Below are 22498 nucleotides of genomic sequence, written 5' to 3' on the forward strand. Positions count from 1 at the left end.
ATATAAATTTAAAAGATGTAGAAGAAAATTTTTTTGAAGTTTGGATGGATAAAATTAAAGATAGAAAGGTTACATTTAAAGAATATCCAATTGAAGATTTTTTAAATCTATTTTTAAAAAAATATAACGTTGAACTAAATCTAAATGAATGTATTGAGGCTATTAATTTGTTTTATACTGAATATAGAGAAAATGTATGCTTTGAAAATACCATTCACCATACTTTAAAGATAGTAAAAGATATGGGATATAAAATAGGCGTTATATCTAATACCTGTTATTATGAAGAAGTAATGAAAGAGTGTTTTAAAAAAGCAGAGATATTTGAGTTTATTGATTGTTTTATATTTAGTTATTCATTAAAATGTGGTAAACCAGATAAAGAAATATTTAGAAATGCTCTTGAAAAAATGAATGTTTTACCTAACGAATGTATTATGATTGGTGATAATTTAAATGTTGATATCAAACCGGCTCAAGAGCTTGGCATGAATACAATATGGCTTAATAATCCTAGTAATAAAGAATTATCTAGCGAAGTTATACCTAATATAATAATTTCCCATTTATCAGATTTACCGAAACATCTAAATAGCATTATTTCTAATAAGTAATATTTTTCATCTTAAATTTTTGTATTTAAATTAATTCGTTTATCACTTTTTATGAAATTTAAATAAAAATGCATACATAAAAGTTTTAGGTATAAAAAATATGCCTATCAACTGTTACATCGGTAGGCACATTTTTATCAAGATTTTATTGGATTTTCTTATTTTGCATGATATGATGGTATGCTAATAATAAGTTAAAATTCTTTTCCCTTATATATAGAATTAGAGATAAAATAAGAAGATATAAACATTATCCCACTAATAGCAATCCAACCTATTCTATAAATCATATCTGCATTGTCTAGATTAATAAGGTATGGTGTTAAAATTGCACTTGAACTATTAAATAAAAATACGGTAATTAACGTAGAAGTCAGTAGTATTGTATTTACTTTATCTGCTCCGAATTTTAATACTAATGGATATAACAGTGCTGGAACTAAAAGAGAATATGTAATTCCAAAACTGTATCCATAGCCTACTCTTTCCATGTTAATTGGTTGAGCTGAAATAATAGACAATAATACTACAGTAAGTGTGGCAAACAAAATTCCTATAACAGAAAACATTATGAAAGAAACATATCTTGCCATTATAATATCACGTATTTTTACTGGTAAAGTTCTTTCATATTTACTCCACTTTGAAGCGTTATCCTTTTCAAGGGTAGTTCCAGCCAAACCCGTAAAAGATATCGTTTGCCCGATTATCAATATTGTTAAAATAGTATTATTGATGGTAGTTCTCCCCGCTGCAATTATGACTGCAAAATTTACAACAATGCAAAAAGCTATAGTCCATTTTAAAGCACTTCCAACTGAATAAAAATTATTTCTTATTAAACCTTTCATTTTTTATTCTCCTTTTGTAATAAGTGGTAAAATTTCATCAATACTTGTTACATCTAAAGTAACATTTGGATATTTTTTGGAAAAACTAATTTTATCCGAAATTAAAACCTCAATCTGTAAGCCTCTTTGTCTGTAAGAAATATATTCAGATTTTTGAAGTTTATCAAAATCATTTCGTTTCATACGGGCAATCCCATAATCATAAATTAAAGTATCTTTGCTTTCTGTTAAAATAATTTTACCATCATCAATAATCGCAATATAATCAGCAATTTTTTCAAGGTCACTAGATATATGAGATGATATTAAAATAGAGTTATTCTCATCTTCCACAAAATCTAAAAATGTATCTAGAATTTCTTCTCTTATAACCGGATCAAGACCAGCTGTAGCTTCATCTAAAATTAAAAAGCGTGCTTTATGAGAAAGAGCAATACTTATTGAAAATTTCATAGTCATACCACGAGAGAATGTTTTTATCTTTTTATCACTCGGAATTTTAAATTTCTCAAGATAATAAAAAAATAAATCTTTATCCCAATTTGTATATACATCTGATAAAACCTTTTCCACCTTCTTAGCCGTTAAATCTTCGTGAAAATTAACTGTATCGAATACAACACCAATCTCTTCTTTAATAGAAGTGGCATCATCAGTCATATCGCAACCAAAAAATTTTACTGTTCCACTATCCTTTTTAATAATATTTAAAATTGCATTGATTGTACTACTTTTTCCAGCACCATTTTTTCCTACAAATCCCAAAATAGAGCCTTTAGGGATGTTAAAAGTAACATTATCTAATTTGAAATTAGTATTTTCATAAACCTTACAAAGTTTTTCAACTTTTAAAGCGTAATCCATTTATTAATCCTCCTCATAAAATATTTTAAGTAGTTCTGTTATTTTTTCTAACTTAATGCCGTTGGTGCGAGCAATATCAGCCGCTATCATCAAATGCTCTTCAACTTGTTTTTGCTGCTCTTCTTGTATAAAATCTTTATTCTGAGCAGCTACAAAGCTTCCTCTTCCAACAGTAGTTTCAATAAAACCATCTCGTGTTAAGTCTTCATAAGCCTTTTGAACTGTAATAACACTAACATGAATTGTTTTAGCAAGTGAGCGCATAGAAGGGATTGGGTCACCTGTTTTTAACTCTCCACTCATAATCATAGCTTTCATTTGTGATGTTATTTGTTCGTAGATTGGCTTACTTGTATTACTACTGATTATAATTTCCACGTAGCATCTCCTCCTGTTATGTAGTGTACTTATCGTATAAGTACATTGTAGATAGTTAATATCATATTGTCAAGACATAAAAATAGCAGACTATATTTAAACTAATAATTTCCCATATATAACCTCAAACTCCAAAGCACACCATCTTTACATATAAAACAAAAAGAAGGAACAACCAGTTCCTCCTTATCCATCACATATTCCTTATAAATTTTTAAAAAACAACTCCAGACTTTAATATTATATTTGCATATGGTGTAAACTCACCAGTTCTAACTATAGCCATAGAATCTTTAGTCATAGACTTAAAATCTTCATGTGCCACTTTAGTTATTTTCACATCTTTAAACCTATCTTCTATTTCTTTATATAAATTACCACTAACCGCTTCCATCTCGCAAGCTATAACAACTTCTTCAACCTTTAACTCCTCAAGAACAGTATCTAATGTATCTAAAAACGTTGGTATCCCATGCTTTAATGCTAAATCTATTCTATCAACATTCCTTGGTATAGGAAGCCCACTATCACATATAGTTAACATATCTGTATGTCCCATCTTTGATACTACCGATGATATTTCGCTATTTATTAAAACTGACTTTTTCATATTAAATCTCCTTAATTATTAATTATCAAATCTATAATTTACAATATCATATAAGCTTGGTATTGATGTTTGTGCACCTACATTAGTAACACATAAAGCCCCTACCTTTGATGCAAAATCCATAGCTTCATCTATATCCTTACCTTGAGAAAATGCTACTGATAATGCTCCTGTGTAACTATCTCCAGCAGCAGTTGTATCTACAGCCTCTACTTTGTATGATTTTTTAAATTCTGTTTTATCCTTATCTAAATAAAGACTTCCCTTTGATCCTAATGTAACTATAAGTTGTTTTACACCTTTTTCTATCATTACACTCGCAGCCTTTTTTATATCATCTTCATTTTCTATTTTCACTCCACTTAATATCTCAAGCTCTGTTTCATTTGGAGTTAATAAATCTACATTTTTAATAATATCATCACTTAACTTAACAGCTGGTGCTGGATTTAATATTGTAAACTTACCTAATTCTTTTGATTTTTCTAAAGCATATTTTATAGTATCTATTGGTGTTTCAAGTTGTATTACAACTATACTACTTTCTTTTATTGCATCTATACATTTATCTATATCTGATTCTTCTAATTTAAAGTTAGCTCCTGGAGAAACTACTATAGAGTTTTCAGCATTCTTATCTACAGTTATAAGAGCTACACCACTTGGACCTTCTTCAATTTGTACATAATCAGTTCTTACTTTATCAGCTTTTAATTGTTTTAATAAACTTTCTCCAAATCCATCATTTCCAACTTTACCTATCATATAAACATCTCCACCAAGTCTTGATGCTGCAACCGCTTGGTTTGCACCTTTTCCACCTGGTATTTCTTTAAACTTACTTCCTATTAATGTTTGGCCCTTCTTAGGCATTTCATCCACATTTACAACTAAGTCCATATTAAGGCTTCCTATTACACATATCTTTTTCATGTTAAACTCTCCTTATTTGTTGTCATTTGATTTGTAATATATTTTCATATTTTTTACATATATCTTACATATTCATAAATTTTTATTATGCAATTTCATCTATTAATTCACTATGTATAATTTCTTCGTTTTCGTTTTCATTTTCTTTTTTACTTGCTAACTTTATACCAACAAATGTAGCTAGTGTTAGTACTAACATAGCGTAAAGTCTGTAGTCTACAACTCCATCATATAAAGCAAGATGTACTAATCCTGAAGTAGTTGCTCCCATTATAGGTGCTACTATAGGTATCCACGCATATTTAAAATCAGAACTTCCTTTACCTGGTATTGGTAATAAGAAATGAGCTAAACGTGGTCCTAAATCTCTAGCTGGGTTTAGTGCAGCTCCTGTTACTCCACCAAATGATGTTCCTACTAAAAATATTAAACATCCAACTGCTAAAGGTTTTAACCCACTCGGAAATGTATTTGTATCTAGTCCTAATATACAAAATACTAATCCAAAAGTTACTATGTACTCGCTAAAGAAATTCGATACATTATTTCTTATAGTTGGTGCAGTGGCAAATATAGTCAACTTAGCTTGTTGGTCATCTGTTTTTTCCCAATGATCAATGAATTGAAGATATACCAATAAACCACCAAACATACCACCAGCTATTTGAGCTAAAATATATCCTGGTACTAAACTCCATTCAAAACTGCCTCTAACTGCTTGCATAATTGTAACTGCTGGGTTGATATGAGCTCCACTTATATCTCCCAGACAATAGATAACCATTGCAACTGTACATCCCCAGGCAATATTTATTGCTACATTTCCTGCTTGGTGTGAGCCTGATGTTTTTAATGAATTTCCTGCTAAAACTCCACAACCAAAAAATATTAACATTGTTACTCCTATAAATTCTGCTACATATACACTCATTTTGTTTATCATCCTTTACAATTATTTTTTGTTAAATCATTTTTGATATCGTTTTCCATTTCTTTATATTTGATATAATATACTATTTCTTTCATTTTTTCAATATGTTTTTACATATTTTTTACATATTTATTTCATATTTTTTACACACAAAAAAATAGAGGCTATTTAACCTCTATTTATATATTTTCATTTATTAATTTTTCTGATCCTCTAAGTACAATACTCGGCTTTAATACTATGTTTTGAGTCGTATAGGATTCTTCCTCTAAAATTTTCTTTGATAAAACTTCAAAAGCTATTCTTCCCATTTCCGAAGTTTGTCTAGATACAACACTAATATTTAATCCTAGATATGTAAAAAACTCTAAATCATCAAATCCTAATAATGATATATCTTGTCCTATTTTTATTTCCATCTCATTTAATGCATTTATAACACCTAATGTCATCATATTGTTACAACTAAATATTGCAGTTACATCTTTATTGTTGTTTATTATTTTTTTTGTAAGGTTATACCCTGATTCAATTTGATAATCGCCTTCATGGATATAGTCTTCATTTATTTCTAATTTATTTACCTTGTGTGCTTGCTTATATCCTTCTAATCTAAGCCCCGCAGTTTCATAGCCTAAAGGTCCTGTTATTACAGCGATTTCTTTGTGTCCTGCACTTATTAATGTATCAACGCCATCAAAGGCTCCCTTTTTGTTATCACTAAATATCCCATCAAAATCACAAAATATCAAATCTCTATCTATTAATATTACAGGAACACCTAAAGAGTTTAGATTTTGGACATGTTCTTTAGTAGTTTCTCTATTTTTTATAGTTGTTGTAATTATTAACCCACATATATTAAAGTCTTTTAATGCATCAATTATTTTCATTTCTTTTTCAATACTTTCACCGCTGTCAAATGAAAATACATTATAGTTTAATTTATCAGCTTCTTCAGTTAATCCTTTAAGCACATCTGTAAAGAACATATTTGATAAATCTGGGAATACTACTGCAATATTTTTTTCTTTTTCATATGTTTTGTCTTGTTCTTTTATTTCTTGTATTACATTTTTAATTAATTCCCTTGTTTCTTGTTTTACATAGCCTGATTTGTTTAAATATCTAGAAACCGTAGCTATAGATACCCCTGATTTACTAGCTATATCTTTTACCTTTATACTCATATTATCTTTCCTCAATTCCTTAGAAATTAACGATGATATTTACATTTTTAAAGCTTCATCTATCATATTTTAAATTTTGCCTAAATTACTTTCAATACTATTGTTACCTTTCTTGTAATTCTATTAGTTTTATTATACCTTAATATTTAAATACTTTAAATATTATTTCCCATCCTTTTCCTTCTATATATAATTTAAAGTCAGTATCCATTTTAGTTTCATTATATATCATTTTATAAATCCAACTAAAAATTCAGTTCTAATCCAATATAAAATTCCAACAAAAACCAAATAAAACATACCCTCTATGGAAATTTTGCTTCGCTTTGTTTCTTTAATTCCAACTCGAACTATCGCTACTAACTCATCATAAAAATTCATATCCTTTATATCTCTATAATCTATATTTGTTTCTATTAAACCATTAACAAATATAGTTTTATAAAACTCTGGTAAATATATGTCTTTCTCTATTATTTCATATTTTATATTTTTTGTTTCTAAATACATCTCAATAATATTTATTACATCATTTTGTTTTACATTATGTATTGAGTATGTGTATTTATTTTTTCTATATCCCCAAATAAATATTGATAGAAACAATATAATAAATATTATTATACTACTAATACCTGTATATCCTAATTTATATCCGTATATTAAATTTAACAATGGATTATACGTTACAAATAAAAACATTATTATTTGAGTATACTTAGATTTAAACATTATTTTTACTCCACTTAATAATACAATACTACATACAAATAATGTTATTATCATTAAGTTAATTATTACCATTATCTTCCCCCCTGTGTAATATTCGGTCTTTTATTTAAATAGTACCAGTTTTAGACATGAAAATCACTTTAATTTATCAGCATTAACATAATATAGTTTTGCATCTCCCCAAGTAGCATGGTCAGAACCTATTCCATTTCCACCATCTTTAGCTACTAACTTTAACTCCTTAGCTCCTGCAATATTTACTTCTACATACTTTTGAGAATCCTTAGAATTCATTAACCCACTATCATAAACTTTAGTTCCATCTAAATAAACTTCAAATTCTACACTTCCTACTGTATTATACATTGCACGATCAACTCCAACATATGAACTGAAAAAATCACAATTCTTACCGTCTAAATCATAAACTATTGTTGAATTTGCATGTGTACCTATCCCTTTGTCATATACAACTTCTTTTCCATTTTCATCTGTAAGTCTAAGTTTATTATCACTTTCAGCTTTATCTTTTTTAACACTTCCCCAACCAGCCTTTGCTGATTTCCATTCATAATCACTTAAATACTTAAAGTCTTCCATGTTAACTACATTTATTGATCTAGTTTTTTCTACTTTATTATCCTCACTATCTACCACACTATAAACTAATTGATATTTACCTACTTTATTAAAATCAACTTTATCTTGTCCAGTTACTAAAACCTTATTAGTTAAATCCCCATCTTCACTATCTATAGATTTATAATCACCTACTATATTTTCTAAAGTTTCTCCAACCTTAACACTTTGAGAATTAGGTATTTCTAAAGTTGGTTTAGAATTGTTAGTTGTAAGTTTTGGTTCAACTATTATACCATGGTCATAAGAATTACCGTTTCCTCCGTTATTAACCTCTATTTTAAGTTCCTTAACTCCTTTTATAGGAACGTTTATATATGCTAAATCATCTTCATGCTTTAATACTTTTGTTGTTTGTAAAATCTTTCCATCACCTATAACTTTAAAACCTATACTCGAATTATTTTGTGGTGCTAAATTCATATCTACCCCAACTTTAGCTTCAAAATTATCATAGTTATGTTCACCTAAATCATAAACAACATTTCCATTAGCATGTATGCCTATACCTTTATCATAATTTTTAACTTCTCCTAAAGTTCTTCCTTTTATATTTTGATTACGTCTAGGAGTTCCATATTGAGTTTCTACACTTTTCCACTCTTTGTCAGAAAGATAATCATACTTGCTAACAACATATACATTCATTATTTTAGTAGCAACTGCATCATTAGAATTCACTTCATAAGTAACTGTATAACTACCTTTTTTAGTATTATCTACATTACTTGTAACCTTAATATCATCTAATTTATTACCTTCGTAATCCGTTGCTTTAACATAATCTAGCGGGTTAAACTTTTCATTTAATCCTAAAGTAACCCCATCACCTGTTTTTATAAAAGGTTTAAATGCTTTAACACTTGTAGATTTAGTTTTACTAAGATCTTTTGCATAAGCTACAACATCATACTTAGCATTTTCATTCGCATCTACATTTTTAACAACAAATGTGTTTGACTTAGTAAATCCTAAAACCTTTCCATCTTTACTAACTTCATATCCTAATAAATCATCACTATTATCTTTATTTATATTAAAGTTTAATGTATTCGTTTTTTCTGATTTATCTAGTTTAGAACTAACATCTACTTTAATATCATCATTAAAGCCCTTCCCATTATAATTCACTGCATCACTATTTAAATACCAAATCTTTTTATCTAACTTAGGATATTTATTTAACTTAACTTTGCACTCATCAGATAAAGTAATACCATATCTAGTTATGTACTCTGTTAAATTTGCACCTATTAATTCACTTGAATACTCTGCAAATAAATCACACTTATCTTGATAAGTTTCAGCTTTAGGTTTTCTTTCTCTATACATTCTCTCTAAACTTTGCCAGAAGTCATCTTTAGCTAATCTTAATTGCCAAAACATTCCAAGTCTAGCAAATAAGTCAAAATCTTCATATTTATAATTAGTATCAACATCAGAACTAACTCTGTCATAAATAGGACTATAATTAACATTATCTTTAATTCCAGCCTTAATATACTCTTCATTAGACCACATGTTATTAGTTACTTCTACCCAAGTTCTAGGTATAATGTCTAACTGATGTCCAAGTTCGTGAACTGTACCCCAACGTATACCATCCATACTACGTTTATCCGTTCTTAAAAAATCATCTGCTATAGGGTATTGTATACCTATATGGTCTCCTGCTGCATAAGCTCCCCCATAAGGTTGCATCACTCTTATATCTGTTCTTATACCCGTACTATCTTGTTTAGGGTCTTTAGAGTTTTCTTCTAACCCTGCAAATTTCAACATATCATCTACAACTTTACTCCAAGCTAAAGTTGACTTACCTACATTTACCTTTTCAACATTATAAACTTGATTAGCATCTGATGCTCTTCCTGTAAATAATATTCTAGGCGAATTATATTCAAATATATCTACTGCTGTGTTTGGATTAGCCTTAACATAATCACTATAATCTTTTAATTCTTTTAAGAAAGCTTGTTCGTCATCACCTTGATTATATAATGGGAATTTTTGACCACCTTCTAAAATTATCTTAGGAGCCCTACCTTGTTGTTGTGAAGTATATGGGTTTATAAAATATATAGCTCCACCTTTATTAGTTTTATGTGACCATTTTTCATCATATATAGTAGGCACTTCAAACTTATTATAACCTGGCTTTAAATTGTACTTACGTTGCCAATTACCATAATGCCCTTGTGCTTGAGTAAACATTATTTGTGGTAATGGTTTAGAACTATCTGCATCTACATAAACTTCTATAACCTCTCCTGGTTTAGCTAATACACCTGTAGATATAAAATCAGTTCCAAAAGAAGACATTAATAAATCATTTCTGCAATGACCTTGAACGTTACCGTTTTGAGGTAAAGTCATTTTAAGCACACTACCTTCAAACTTATTATCTAACACCTTACGAGCTCTATCAATTACCTTACTTAAATCTGCTTTAAGTGGATGTAGCTTAACTTGCTTATCTAAATTATCTATAGCTTCCTTTGAGTTATACTCTTTATTTAACTCTGATTGTGTTTTATCTGTAAATATACTGTTAAGTTTATCTGTTAATTCATCTTGTTTAAAGAACATTATCTCATTTAATGTAGCCCAATTTTGATTACCTTTAACTGCTTTTAATTTTATTCTTTTAAATGTTGTAGGCTTAAATTTAACTTCAACTAATCCCTTATCTCTATTTGCTTTTCCTGTAGATACTAATTGGAACGTATCACCCTTACTAGTATTTGATCCATAAATTTCAAACTCTTCTATAAATCCTTTTGTATCACTTTGTCTTGCTCCGTAAACAATCTTATCTATAGTTATAGGTTTTACAAATTCAACTGTTATTTCATTACTCCAATTTCCAGTGTTACTTTTATTAGTTTCCCAGTAAGTGCTTACATCCTTATCTATTGCTTTTTCTATGTTCTGTGACCCATAATGACCAGCATTATTACTTATATTCTTAATATTACTATAAGGTATTCTAAATTGTTTAATATACTCTTCATTATCTAGGAAATTAAATATCTTAGTAGTTGCTATTGATGATTCTATTTTACCTTGTGTTACTATAGTTTTTGCATTTTCTAAATTTTCTTTAAAATCATTATATAGAGGATGATTCTTACACTCCTCTTCTAATAACTTAATTTTATCTAAAGAATTAAACTCTTCACTTACAATATTCATATTACTATCTGTAAATAACTTTTCCATCTTATCTAGTATTTTATCTTCTTTATAGAACCAAAACTCTGAACCACTTGCCCAATTTTGGTTTGCCTCTGTAAAAACAAATTTAACTCTCTTTGCATTTACAGTATCGAATTTAAATTCAACCATATCACCTGTAACTTTACTTTTATTGACTTTACCTGCTAGTTCAAAGTTATCTCCTTTATCTTCACTCGAAACATATATCTCTGCACTAGTAGGGTATCCCTTGCCTTTAGCACTATCTTGTCTTGTAGCATAAGCAAGTCTGTTTATTTGAGCCATATCATCAAATTCAAACACAACCTCATTTTTAAATATATCACTATTAGGTTTTCCTGTTTCCCAATGTGTATTTAAATTTCCATCTATCGCCTTATTTATTTGAGAACTTGAATAATTACCACCATTATTTGTTATAGATTTCACCCCAACTTTATACAATTCATTATACTTATTAAAATTAGGATTATTTTTTATTTTAAAATCATTAACAGTCATATTTTTAGAAACTTGATTTTCTATAGCTACTGCTTTTTCCTTTACAACCTCATTTGCGAAAACATTTACAGCTGGTATGCTATTTGTGGCTATTACAGACATAGCTATTATCGATGCTATTTTTTTCTTCATAAATTCCCTCCAATTTACTCTTTAGTATTTTTTATTTGATTTAATGTAGCACTCTATAAATCGTCTTTTATAATTAAAACTTTATAACTTTCTCAAAACACTTCATTATAAATATTCTATTAATTATGCTACTATCTACTAAACTAAACTTTTACAAAAGGAGTTTGAGGTTATATAGTAATCTGACGAAACGTTAAAGCCACGCATTTCAGGCTTTAGTGAAGGAAGATGCTATATAACCTCAAACTCCCCCACCCAAACCCATTGAAAGGAGCAACCTTATGAACTCAGAAATGCAATCTCTAATAGCCAACGTAGGATTTCCAATAGCCATCAGTATGTACCTACTGATAAGAATAGAAGGAAAACTACAAAGCCTAACAGAAAGTATAAACGAGCTTAGCAAAAACATAATATCAATAAAAAAATGAGGAGAACACGCAGTTCTCCTCATTTTTTCTATCTGCTTTTCTAAATTCTCAATCCTAATACCATACTCTCTATCCATTCCAAAAGCCTTATTTCTTAATCTAATAGGAAAAAGTCTCTCTATGTCATCATCAAAATAATCTCCATCCCTTGGTATCTCATGTGAAACAACAATAAATTTACCACCCTTGTTCTCAACATTCAAAACCACAGGCATAGATCCAGCTCCACCACTTTCATTATATTTCAAAACCCAAAGATAAACTTTATCTTTTCTTGCTCCCAAAATATCAAAAGCACTAAAACACTTCTTCCCCTCACTTGATACAATATCCTCTGTTTTATCATTTAAATAAGTTCTAATAACATCTTCCTCTTTTTCAATAATAGCTATTCTATTTTTCTCTTCATTTTGTACAAAAGCATTACCTAATAATACAACCGCTAATACACCAACCAAAATTAAAACTTTCTTAATAAAAATCTCCCCTTTTATAAATTCAAATTATACTTATATAAGTTTAGCATACTATATATATAACCTCAAACTCCATATCAACTAAAAATCCGCTTTAGCTCAATGCCTATATATATTTTATACTTGATTTAACATTACTTATAAAAACTAATATAATCAATACTAAAAAAGGACTATAAATTTAAATTTATAGTCCTTTAAAATACATAATTTTTAATTTTCATTATAAATATTTACATTATATTTGCTCCATCTTGAGTTATATCAAAAGTTATTGTTACACTATACATACCATATTCTAATACTGCGTTAAATTTAGTATTAATTTTTTTAGAAGTATTATTTTTACCTACTGTTAACTCTAACTCATTAGTATCTTTATTGTATTTAAAAGATATGTTTTCATTTTCATCAGTAGAAATTATCGCTGGAAGTCCTTCACTTATATCATAAGTTTTATAAATTTTTTCCACATATTTATCAACTCCAGTAACTGGGCATTTCATTTTATAAACAATTCCTTCACTTGGAGCTTGTACCTTAATATCTTCTTTAAGTCTTTGTCCATACATATTAAAGAATTTATCCCCTGACCAGTCTTCAAAAGAATCACTAGCTAACCCTTGTATATTAGTTAAATCAGTTACATAATTATTGTTACAACTAAAAGTACTTAATTTTTTTAGATTTTTTACAAAACCAAGATTATCAACAAAGTTATCATCAATACTTAAAAATTCTAAATTTGTAAGACTTCCTAAATCTTCAAAAGTTACTCTAGAAGTACGTCTGTTACAATAATGCATATCAATAAAGTTTATTTTATTAAGTTTAGAAATAGGCTCTAAATTAACTATTCCTGCATTATTATATATGTCTAAATGCTCTAAATTTTTAAGATTTCTTAATGGTGTTAAATCACTTATCTCATTTCTGTATACTTCTAAAAATTCTAAATTTGTTAAATCTTTTATTGGCGTTAAATCATTTACATTATTCATACTTATTTGAAGAGTCTTAAGGTTTTTAGCATATTCCAATCCTGATAAACTTTTAATTCCTCTTTTAGGCTCTCCTTTTTCATCTGTGTGTAATTCTAAAAAACCACTATCAATTTTAGTTATATTTTCCATATCATTTACAGTAATATTATCTAAAGAATTAACATCTCTTCCTAAAGCTTTGTTAATAGCCTTTCTTAAATATGCATCCTCTATATTAACAACCTCTTCAATAGGTTTGATTTCTTCTTTGTTTTTATCTTCTTCTTTTACTTCAACTTCTTCACTTGGTTTACTTTCTTCTTTACTCTTATCTTCTTCTTTTACTTCAACCTCTTCATTTGGTTTGATTTCTTCTTTATTTTTATCTTCTTCTTTTACTTCAACCTCTTCATTTGGTTTGATTTCTTCTTTGCTTTTGCCTTCTTCTTTTACTTCAACTTCTTCACTTGGTTTACTTTCTTCTTTATTTTTATCTTCTTCTTTTACTTCAACTTCTTCATTTGGTTTACTTTCTTCTTTATTTTTATCTTCTTCTTTTACTTCAACTTCTTCACTTGGTTTACTCTCTTCTTTATTTTTATCTTCTTCTTTTACTTCAACCTCTTCACTTGGTTTACTTTCTTCTTTGTTTTTGTCCTGTTCTTTTACTTCAACTTCTTCATTTGGTTTGATTTCTTCTTTGCTTTTATCTTCTTCTTTTACTTCAACTGCTTCACTTGGTTTACTTTCTTCTTTGCTTTTATCTTCTTCTTTTACTTCAACTGCTTCACTTGGTTTACTTTTTTCTTTGCTTTTATCTTCTTCTTTTACTTCAACTGCTTGACTTGGTTTGCTTTCTTCTTTGCTTTTGCCTTCTTCTTTTACTTTAACTGCTTCACTTGATTTAATTTCTTCATTTTTGCTATCATTAACCTTTTTTACTTCGCTTGGTTTACTTTCTTCATGCTTTATATAATTAATTTTTTTTACTTCACTCGGTTTGCTTTCTTCATTTTTGCTATCATTGTATTTTTTATTTACCCTATGTACGTCATATTTTTTTTCTGAAACTTCATTTTTAACTATAATCTCATTTTTATGTATATTACTACTTACAGTTTTCTTATGTTTAGAAATTTCATTTTCACTCTCTACTTGTTTTTCATCTTCTTTTTTAGGTGTTTCTTTAACTTCTTTTAAATTATCTTTTTTATCATTTTTCATTACTTTTTTTTCATTGCTACTAACACTTTTATCTTCTTCTTTATTTCCAAATAAATTACAACCTGTTAATAATATAGAACTTAACATTAATGCTATAAAAAAAACATAACCCCTTTTTAAATATTTCATTTTTATCCTCCCAGTATGATAATAAATTGTGTTGAATTGCTAATATTAAAACCTAATATCAAACATATTAGGTATATTAAAGAATCTGTCTTGATAGAATTTTTTTGATTTGATAATTATTTTCTATGTTAACAATGGTAATTATAGATTTTATTTATGCAATCAATAACATAATCAACTTCCTTTTCAGTATTAAAATATCCAAAACTAAACCTAACTGTACCATTAGGAAATGTTTTTAAAGTTTTATGAGCAGAAGGAGCGCAATGAAGTCCGCTTCTAGTAGATATGCAATATTTTTTATCAAGTTCATAACAAATTATCCCATTATCAAGTTCTTTAAAATCAAGAGAAACCACACTAGACCTATTGTCCGTATCCATTTTCCCAACTATTAAATTTTCATCAATACTTTTTATTCCATCTATAAATTTTTTTGTAAGTTCCATTTCTTTTTTATGTATATTAGAAATGCCAACCTCTTTTATATATTTTAGAGCTCTATTAAGTCCATATATCCCAATAATATTCGAAGTACCACTTTCATACTTATCAGGCATATAACTAGGTTGAATTTCATCTTCTGATAAACTACCCGTTCCACCTTGTATTAGTGAATCAACTTTTGATACCAATTTATCTTTTATCAAAAATCCACCTATCCCCTGAGGTCCTAATAATCCTTTATGCCCTGTAAAGCAAAGTATATCTATATTACATTTTTCCATGTCTATATCAATTACTCCACTAGTTTGAGCACTATCTACTATAAAAATTTTATCATGCTTTTTACATAAAGCCCCTATTTCTTTTATAGGTAAAATGGTTCCACATACATTTGATGCATGATTTATAATTATAGCTTTAGTATTATCTTTGATTGCATTTTCTACATCTTCTAAGTTAATCTCTCCTAAGTTATTACACATAACCTTTGTAAAAGTTATGTTTTTGTATTTTAAAGAATTTAATGGTCTCATAACTGCATTATGTTCCATAGAAGAAACTATAATATGATCCTTTTCTTTTAATAATCCCTTAATAACTACATTTAAACTATTAGTAATATTAGGTGTGAAAACAACGTTTTCAGGTTTGTTAAAATTAAATAACTCACATAGCAATTCTCTTGTTTCATAAACAATATTCTCAGCTTCATAGGAAGTTGAATATGCTCCTCTATTTACATTACAGCCTATATTATTTATATAATCTGCTATTACTTCTGCCATCAAAGGCGCTTTTGGATATGATGTTGCTCCATTATCACAATATACTCTCAATTTTCATCCTCCTATAAAAAGTTATGCTCTACTTAATATATCATTTACCTGACTTAAACTTAAATCGTTTTTTTCTATAGGTCATACCACTTCTATCAAATTTATATATACTACATTATATGACATTATTTGACATTTTCTAATGTTATACTTTAGGAGAAAAAGTCATTTCAGGGAATATTTTGATTTTTTAAATTTTATATAAGGGGGTTTTTTAATGAAAGAAAAAAGAAATATCATTATTGGAGGTGCTATAATCGGATTCATTTCTGTAATATCTGTATTTTTAGGAAATCCAAAAAATATGGGTATATGTATAGCTTGTTTTATAAGAGACATTGCAGGTTCTCTTGGTCTTCATAACGCTGAAGTAGTTCAATATATAAGGCCCGAAATAATCGGAATAGTCTTAGGTGCGTTTATCTTATCCTCATCAAGTCGTGAATTTAAATCTCGTGGTGGTTCGTCAATATTTATAAGATTTTGCCTAGGTTTTATGATAATGGTAGGCGCATTAATGTTTTTAGGTTGCCCTACTAGAATGGTACTTAGATTAGCTGGTGGAGATTTAAATGCTATATTTGGTATAGTTGGCTTTGTGGCTGGTATAGGTATAGGAATATTCTGTCTACAAAAAGGCTTCTCGCTTAAAAGAAATTATAAACAAACCAAACTTGAAGGTTTCTTATTCCCTGCAATAAATGTTATATTGCTTGTCTTACTAATATCATCATCTTCTTTACTATTATTTTCAATAAAAGGACCTGGATCTCAACATGCACCAGTAATTATTGCTTTAGCAGTAGGACTTGTGGTTGGTGTTGTATGCCAAAAAACTAGATTATGTATGGTTGGTGGCTTTAGAGACTTGTTTTTATTTAAAGATTCTTATCTTTTATTAGGATTTTTAGCTATGCTTGTAGCTGCATTTGTAGGAAACTTAATATTTGGATTTTTCAAGCCAAGTTTTATTAATCAACCAGTAGCTCATACAAATGGTTTATGGAACTTTTTAGGCATGGTAGTCGCAGGATGGGGTTCTGTATTATTAGGTGGATGCCCTATGAGACAATTAGTTTTATCTGGTGAAGGTAATATTGATTCTGTAATAACAATATTAGGTATGCTTGTAGGCGCAGCTTTTTGTCACAACTTCAAATTAGCTTCTTCTCCAAAAGGCCCTACTCCAAATGGACAAATAGCAGTTATTGTATGCTTTATAATATTAGGTTTAATATCATATTATAGTTGTAAATCTGAAAAAAATAATAAAAATAAGTTAAAAGGAGATGTTAATTTTGGTTAAAAAAATAGATGCTAGAGGATTTTCATGCCCTCAACCTGTTCTTATGTCTAAAAAAGGACTAGAAGAAAACCCAAGCGGTATAGAGGTTTTCGTCGATAACCAGGCTGCATGTCAAAATATTAAAAGATTCATGGAAAATTCAGGATACAAAGTTTACATAAAAGAAATTGATGATGAATTCATCATCGGATGTGATAAATAATATGAGTTATTTTGCTACATTTTTCACTCACTCGGGTGCTATAAAATTTTCTAGATTTTTAACTAAAATCCATATAACAAATGAATCTTGCCCTGTTCCTCGAAAACTAAGTTCTAACTGTGGTATAGGTGTTAGTTTTTCTTACACAGGAAATATAGATGAACTTTATATTGATGATATAGAAAAAATTTATTTTATAAACTCCGATACATATTGTTTATACAAAGATTTTGATAATTAATTTTTAAATATTATTAATAAAATGCCATTAAAATTCAATCAAGTGAATTTTAATGGCATTTTTAATATTAATTTTGAGTTTATTAATGTAACTATTTTTAATTTGTAAATCTTTTGACATGGACTATAATATAATTAAGTTCACAATTATTATATTATCAATCTAATTACAGGGGGGTAAATGGAAAATGGTAATAATTTTATTGGGTATAATTATGTATTTTATAGGTGCAGTTTGTAAGTACCTACATGATGACTATAAACAATATCCTAATATCCATGCAGGATATAAATTTCGTTCTGCCATGAAAGACAAAGAAACTTGGGAAGAAGCAAATACTTATATTTACAAGACTTGCACACTATCTTTAATATTTTCTATTAGTTTCATTGTCTTAACTAACATAATGAATTTAAAACTTCCAAATGCAGTTTATTACATAGCAGAAATATTAATTTTATTTGGACCTATAGTTTTAACTGAAATTCATCTACATAAGTTTAATAAACATAGAGGTGTCCATAATTAATATTTTTATTTTTTATACATACAAAAGTTTGAAGTTATATAGCAATCTGACGAAACGTTAAAGCCTGCCCTTTAGGCTCTAGTGAAGGAAGATGCTATATAACCTCAAACTCCCACCAACCACTTTATTTATTACTCATAGTAACTTCATTTGATTCTATATATTCAATAGCCTTACAAAGTGCTAAATCCTTTATTTTCAAAATATCATCTATAGTTTTACTAATATTTATATGAGGATTGATCCCATAACCTACAAATTCTCTATTATCTGGATATAAATCTACCATTGAACATACTTGACCATAGATTCCCCCAGGTAAGTTTACATATACAGAATTTCCTGAACTACCTGCCGTTTTTTCTCCTATAAAAATTCCTACATTAGCCGAATCTAGACCTATAAGAAAATCTTCAGCTGCTGAAAAAGTTAAATTTCCTATTAATATAACTATCGGTACCTTATGTTTCTTACAATCTATGGGATTTATTACATCAAAATCTCCTTCTTCCCAATTGTCTGATTGATTATTCCAAGACTTCAGTGCAGCTATATGTTTTGGACTTTTCCATTTTGATTCTCTAAAAGGTTTTTCCGATAAAATCCTCACTATTTCCATTGCTATATCAGAATTTCCACCTCTATTTTTTCTTATATCTATTATTAATCCATTACACCAATCTATGGATTCTATTCGCTGTCTAAAACTTTCTACAATACTTTTATCCATAAACGTATTTATCTTTATATATTCAATTTTATTTCTAATTTTTTCAAACTCAATACTATATAAACTCTTATCTTCAATAATATATAGATCATCTTTATTAAGTTTAAATCTATCTAAATTGATAATACTAGTTATATTATTTGGTGTTAATATCTTTATTGTTACAGGGTTATTATTATAATCAAATAATAGTTCCTTAGCACCCACCGTCCATAAATAATGATTAGTTGATGATGCTATATATGGAAAAATATATTTTCTCAAATATTTTTTAGTACTCAAACTATTAATTTCTATAAGCTTACTTCCTACAGGTATACTTGTGTCCCCAAAGTTATTTTTTATAAATATATCTTCTCCTATATTATCTAATGCAATCTTAGGTGCAAATATATAATCCTCACAATTTAATTTTACAAATGTATGACCATCCTTTAATAATGCATACATGCTCTTTAATAGTTTATAATAATCTATATAATCTTCAGTATCTATAACTAGTTCTAGATATTGTTTATATATTTCATCCCAATTTAAATTTTCAACTTTATCCCAATGTGCAAAATTATATTCAGCCTCTTTCCACAGTAAAGATATCCCATAAATTCTTTCACTAATAGTTAAATTTTCCAAGCTATATCCCCTCTCCAAACTACCTAACTCAATCATTTAATAAGTACTATTTGATGTATAAATTGAAACACTAGTAAAGTATTTATCATATTTAAATCGTATTATAGCAATGCCTCCCCATTCTATAGGATATCTAATTAATTCACAACCTAGCAATTAACTTTATAAAACTCAAGTTCAGATTTAAGTACATCCTTAACAAATTCCAAACTACTAGCATTAATAATCTCCCTACATTTCCATCCAAACTCATCATCTATATACCTTGGAAAAATATGCATATGATAATGACCAAAATCTGCAAATTCCCCACCATTTTGCATCATAGTATAACCATCACAATTATATACTTTCTTTATAGCTTTATATATGTGCTTAGACACTTCCATAACCCTAAATAAAATCTCGTTATCTATTTCATCTATAGAATTACAATGTTTCTTAGGCGCTATCAATACATGTCCTTCATTAATAGGATCTATATCTAAAAAACAACATAAAAATTCATCTTCATAAACAATATGAGCAGGCTCTTCTTTTTTTATTATTTTACAAAATACACAATCTATATTCTCCACCACAATACCCCCATTTTTAATAATAGTTCTTACCATGAGTGTAGCATAATTTATTTTTAAAAGTGTATACTAAAACGCATCATTTCCCTATAGATTTATTTTTATAATCAAAAAAATAACACCCAAAAGGTGTTATTTCTTTGATACTAGAGTCCGTACTGCTAATATCAGTTCTGTGGTAATCAGCCACATAAGTTAGTTAATCAGCTTAAAATAGGAGTTACATCGATATATACACTTCATCAAAAACAATAAAATAAACAAATCTTTTCTTATGTGAAATAACAATTGCTATTTCTTCTCTCATAATATCATCTTTTCAAACCATTATCAACACTTTTTTGTAAACGTTTTCACGATAATTTATATTTAAATTAATCAACCTAACGCTAATAACTTATCGGCGTTAGGTTTTAATTCCTATTTTTCACTATCTAAAATATTTTTTGATATAATTGCAGCTACCACACCACCAACAACTGGTGCTAATATAAATAACCACAATTGTCTCATGGCTTCTCCACCTACAAATATAGCTGGTCCTATACTACGAGCCGGATTTACAGATGTTCCTGTTAAAGGAACTCCTAATAAATGAACTAATACTAAAGTAAATCCTATTACTAAACCTGCAAAATTCGAATTCCCATTTTTACCTGTAACAACTAATATAACTAATACAAATACAAATGTTAAAATTGCTTCAACTAAAAATGCTCCTGTTAACGATAAACTTCCAAATCCATTTTGACCTAAATTTTCTATACTCATATTAGAACTCTTTAAAAATACCATTAAAATAAATGTTCCTGCAATAGCACCTAATATCTGCCCAATTAAATAAACCATAAGTTCTTTAGAATTTATTCTTTTATTTAAAAACATGGCTATAGATACAGCTGGATTCACATGACACCCTGAAATTGTTCCTATACTATATGCCATTGCTACTATAGATAATCCAAATGCCATTGCAATACCTAAAATGCCAACTCCATCCATTCCTCCACCTAAAACTGCTGTTCCTGTTCCAAATAAAACCAATACAAATGTTCCTATAAATTCAGCTATTCCTTTTTTCGTCATATCATATATCTCCTTTTCTATATTATTTAAGAAACAATACTATTATGAATTACTTTTTATTGTCAATCCTAGTATTTTACCCCATTTTAAATATATAACCCCCTTAAATATAACTTTACAAATCTATAATCAAATTTGGTTAACCTATATTTACTCCTAAATCTTTCACTTTATCGTGAATTATGTTTATTAATTAAATATACAGTGCTATAATTTCTAAAAAGGGGGAGATTTTATTGAAGATAATTGGAATAATAGGAGCAATGCCTATTGAAATAAATCTTATAAAAGATAATTTAAAAATGATAGTTGAAGAAGAGTATGCAGGATTTAAATTTTATATTTGTAACAAAGAAAATATAAAAGTAATACTAACTTCTTGTAGTATTGGAAAAGTTAATGCAGCTAGTTGCACTCAAATACTTATAGATAAATTTAAGGTTACACATATAATAAATACAGGTATTGCAGGTAGTCTAAGTGAGTCCGTAAAAATATGTGATATAGTTATTTCAAATAATGTAGCACATCATGATGTTCGTAAATCTCAAATGATAAGCTGGTTCCCGTTTAAAGAAGAATTTGAATCAGATAAATTTTTAATAGAAACAGCAATAAAAGCCTATCAAAATATAGAATCGATTAAGTTTAATTATCACATTGGAAAAATAGTTAGTGGAGAATCATTTATTTCAGATTGTAATTTAAGAAATTTAATAATTAAAGAACATTCTCCTCATTGCGTTGAAATGGAAGGTTCTGCAATTGGTCATGTTGCATATATAAATAGCATACCATTTTTAATTATTAGAAGTATCTCAGATAATGCAGATGATGATTCTACAAACTCTATAATAGATTTCGAACAAATATCAGCTAATAATTCAGCTATTTTAGTCTTAAATATTTTAGATATTTTAGATAAAACTAATTAGTATTAAAGTTTCACTTTATATAAATAAAAGACAAGACTTAGTTTAAGTCTTGTCTTTTATTTATTAAATTTATTTTTTTAGTTAAAATAATGAAACCAGTGAACCAAATTTGGTTTTAATTCAATAGTGTCATCATTT

21 protein-coding genes are annotated in these 22498 nt (G+C 28.0%); 7 read left to right on the forward strand and 14 right to left on the reverse strand.

Annotated elements, in window-relative coordinates:
* Nucleotides 1-614 (forward strand): HAD family hydrolase (locus ACRCYC_RS09170; RefSeq protein ID WP_438618820.1); only part of this gene is annotated, 614 nt, incomplete at its 5' end.
* 194 nt (nt 615-808) lie between these two features.
* Here the strand turns inward: ACRCYC_RS09170 and ACRCYC_RS09175 are convergent.
* The 9 genes from ACRCYC_RS09175 to ACRCYC_RS09215 form a co-directional block, all read right to left on the reverse strand.
* Nucleotides 809-1465, reverse strand: a complete 657-nt coding sequence (locus ACRCYC_RS09175) for an ABC-2 transporter permease (protein WP_438618821.1) — start codon at nt 1463-1465, stop codon at nt 809-811.
* A gap of 3 nt (nt 1466-1468) precedes the next feature.
* Nucleotides 1469-2329: an ABC transporter ATP-binding protein gene (locus ACRCYC_RS09180; protein ID WP_438618822.1), complete on the reverse strand. Its 861-nt coding sequence runs from the start codon at nt 2327-2329 to the stop codon at nt 1469-1471.
* Between the two features lie 3 nt (nt 2330-2332).
* Nucleotides 2333-2707, reverse strand: coding sequence for a GntR family transcriptional regulator (locus ACRCYC_RS09185; protein ID WP_094369153.1), 375 nt, complete (start codon nt 2705-2707; stop codon nt 2333-2335).
* 214 nt (nt 2708-2921) lie between these two features.
* The gene (gene rbsD / locus ACRCYC_RS09190; RefSeq protein WP_438618824.1) at nt 2922-3317 is read right to left on the reverse strand and encodes a D-ribose pyranase; all 396 of its coding nucleotides are present in this window, start codon (nt 3315-3317) and stop codon (nt 2922-2924) included.
* 18 nt (nt 3318-3335) lie between these two features.
* On the reverse strand, nt 3336-4250 hold the full coding sequence (gene rbsK / locus ACRCYC_RS09195; RefSeq protein ID WP_438618825.1) for a ribokinase: 915 nt from the start codon (nt 4248-4250) through the stop codon (nt 3336-3338).
* 85 nt (nt 4251-4335) lie between these two features.
* Nucleotides 4336-5181 (reverse strand): MIP/aquaporin family protein, encoded by an 846-nt coding sequence (locus ACRCYC_RS09200; RefSeq protein ID WP_438618826.1) that lies wholly within the window; start codon nt 5179-5181, stop codon nt 4336-4338.
* Nucleotides 5182-5360: 179 nt separating this feature from the next.
* Entirely contained in the window at nt 5361-6371 is a 1011-nt protein-coding gene (locus ACRCYC_RS09205; RefSeq protein WP_438618827.1) for a LacI family DNA-binding transcriptional regulator, read from the reverse strand.
* 228 nt (nt 6372-6599) lie between these two features.
* Entirely contained in the window at nt 6600-7175 is a 576-nt protein-coding gene (locus ACRCYC_RS09210) for a hypothetical protein (RefSeq protein WP_438618828.1), read from the reverse strand.
* 63 nt (nt 7176-7238) lie between these two features.
* Nucleotides 7239-11594: an NPCBM/NEW2 domain-containing protein gene (locus ACRCYC_RS09215; RefSeq protein ID WP_438618829.1), complete on the reverse strand. Its 4356-nt coding sequence runs from the start codon at nt 11592-11594 to the stop codon at nt 7239-7241.
* Nucleotides 11595-11932: 338 nt separating this feature from the next.
* On the opposite strand from ACRCYC_RS09215, the gene ACRCYC_RS09220 reads away from it, so the two are divergent.
* A complete protein-coding gene (locus tag ACRCYC_RS09220) occupies nt 11933-12025 on the forward strand; it encodes a YvrJ family protein (RefSeq protein WP_438618905.1) in 93 nt (30 codons plus the stop codon).
* A gap of 709 nt (nt 12026-12734) precedes the next feature.
* Here the strand turns inward: ACRCYC_RS09220 and ACRCYC_RS09225 are convergent.
* Together ACRCYC_RS09225 and ACRCYC_RS09230 are read right to left on the reverse strand one after the other, a co-directional pair.
* On the reverse strand, nt 12735-14837 hold the full coding sequence (locus tag ACRCYC_RS09225) for a hypothetical protein (RefSeq protein WP_438618830.1): 2103 nt from the start codon (nt 14835-14837) through the stop codon (nt 12735-12737).
* Nucleotides 14838-14965: 128 nt separating this feature from the next.
* Nucleotides 14966-16120 carry an aminotransferase class V-fold PLP-dependent enzyme gene (locus ACRCYC_RS09230; RefSeq protein ID WP_438618831.1) on the reverse strand — a complete coding sequence of 385 codons (1155 nt, stop codon included), beginning with the start codon at nt 16118-16120 and terminating at the stop codon, nt 14966-14968.
* A gap of 217 nt (nt 16121-16337) precedes the next feature.
* On the opposite strand from ACRCYC_RS09230, the gene yedE reads away from it, so the two are divergent.
* From yedE to ACRCYC_RS09250, 4 genes are all read left to right on the forward strand, one after another.
* Nucleotides 16338-17426 carry a YedE family putative selenium transporter gene (yedE, locus tag ACRCYC_RS09235; RefSeq protein ID WP_438618833.1) on the forward strand — a complete coding sequence of 363 codons (1089 nt, stop codon included), beginning with the start codon at nt 16338-16340 and terminating at the stop codon, nt 17424-17426.
* Nucleotides 17410-17628: a sulfurtransferase TusA family protein gene (locus tag ACRCYC_RS09240; protein ID WP_438618834.1), complete on the forward strand. Its 219-nt coding sequence runs from the start codon at nt 17410-17412 to the stop codon at nt 17626-17628. Before yedE ends, ACRCYC_RS09240 begins: the two co-directional genes overlap by 17 nt.
* On the forward strand, nt 17597-17869 hold the full coding sequence (locus ACRCYC_RS09245) for a DUF3343 domain-containing protein (protein ID WP_438618835.1): 273 nt from the start codon (nt 17597-17599) through the stop codon (nt 17867-17869). Before ACRCYC_RS09240 ends, ACRCYC_RS09245 begins: the two co-directional genes overlap by 32 nt.
* Nucleotides 17870-18056: 187 nt before the next feature.
* The gene (locus ACRCYC_RS09250) at nt 18057-18398 is read left to right on the forward strand and encodes an SdpI family protein (protein ID WP_438618836.1); all 342 of its coding nucleotides are present in this window, start codon (nt 18057-18059) and stop codon (nt 18396-18398) included.
* Nucleotides 18399-18522: 124 nt separating this feature from the next.
* On the opposite strand, the gene ACRCYC_RS09255 is transcribed toward ACRCYC_RS09250, so the two are convergent.
* The 3 genes from ACRCYC_RS09255 to ACRCYC_RS09265 form a co-directional block, all read right to left on the reverse strand.
* On the reverse strand, nt 18523-19761 hold the full coding sequence (locus ACRCYC_RS09255; protein WP_438618837.1) for a S41 family peptidase: 1239 nt from the start codon (nt 19759-19761) through the stop codon (nt 18523-18525).
* A gap of 149 nt (nt 19762-19910) precedes the next feature.
* Nucleotides 19911-20339 (reverse strand): HIT family protein, encoded by a 429-nt coding sequence (locus ACRCYC_RS09260; RefSeq protein WP_438618838.1) that lies wholly within the window; start codon nt 20337-20339, stop codon nt 19911-19913.
* A 420-nt stretch (nt 20340-20759) separates the two neighbouring features.
* Nucleotides 20760-21425: an aquaporin gene (locus ACRCYC_RS09265; protein ID WP_438618839.1), complete on the reverse strand. Its 666-nt coding sequence runs from the start codon at nt 21423-21425 to the stop codon at nt 20760-20762.
* Nucleotides 21426-21661: 236 nt separating this feature from the next.
* Between ACRCYC_RS09265 and ACRCYC_RS09270 the strand changes: the two genes are divergently transcribed.
* Nucleotides 21662-22360, forward strand: coding sequence for a 5'-methylthioadenosine/adenosylhomocysteine nucleosidase (locus ACRCYC_RS09270; RefSeq protein ID WP_438618840.1), 699 nt, complete (start codon nt 21662-21664; stop codon nt 22358-22360).
* Nucleotides 22361-22498 lie beyond the last annotated feature (138 nt).

Origin of the sequence: Paraclostridium sp., from assembly GCF_051657365.1 — a bacterium.
Taxonomy (GTDB): domain Bacteria; phylum Bacillota; class Clostridia; order Peptostreptococcales; family Peptostreptococcaceae; genus Paraclostridium.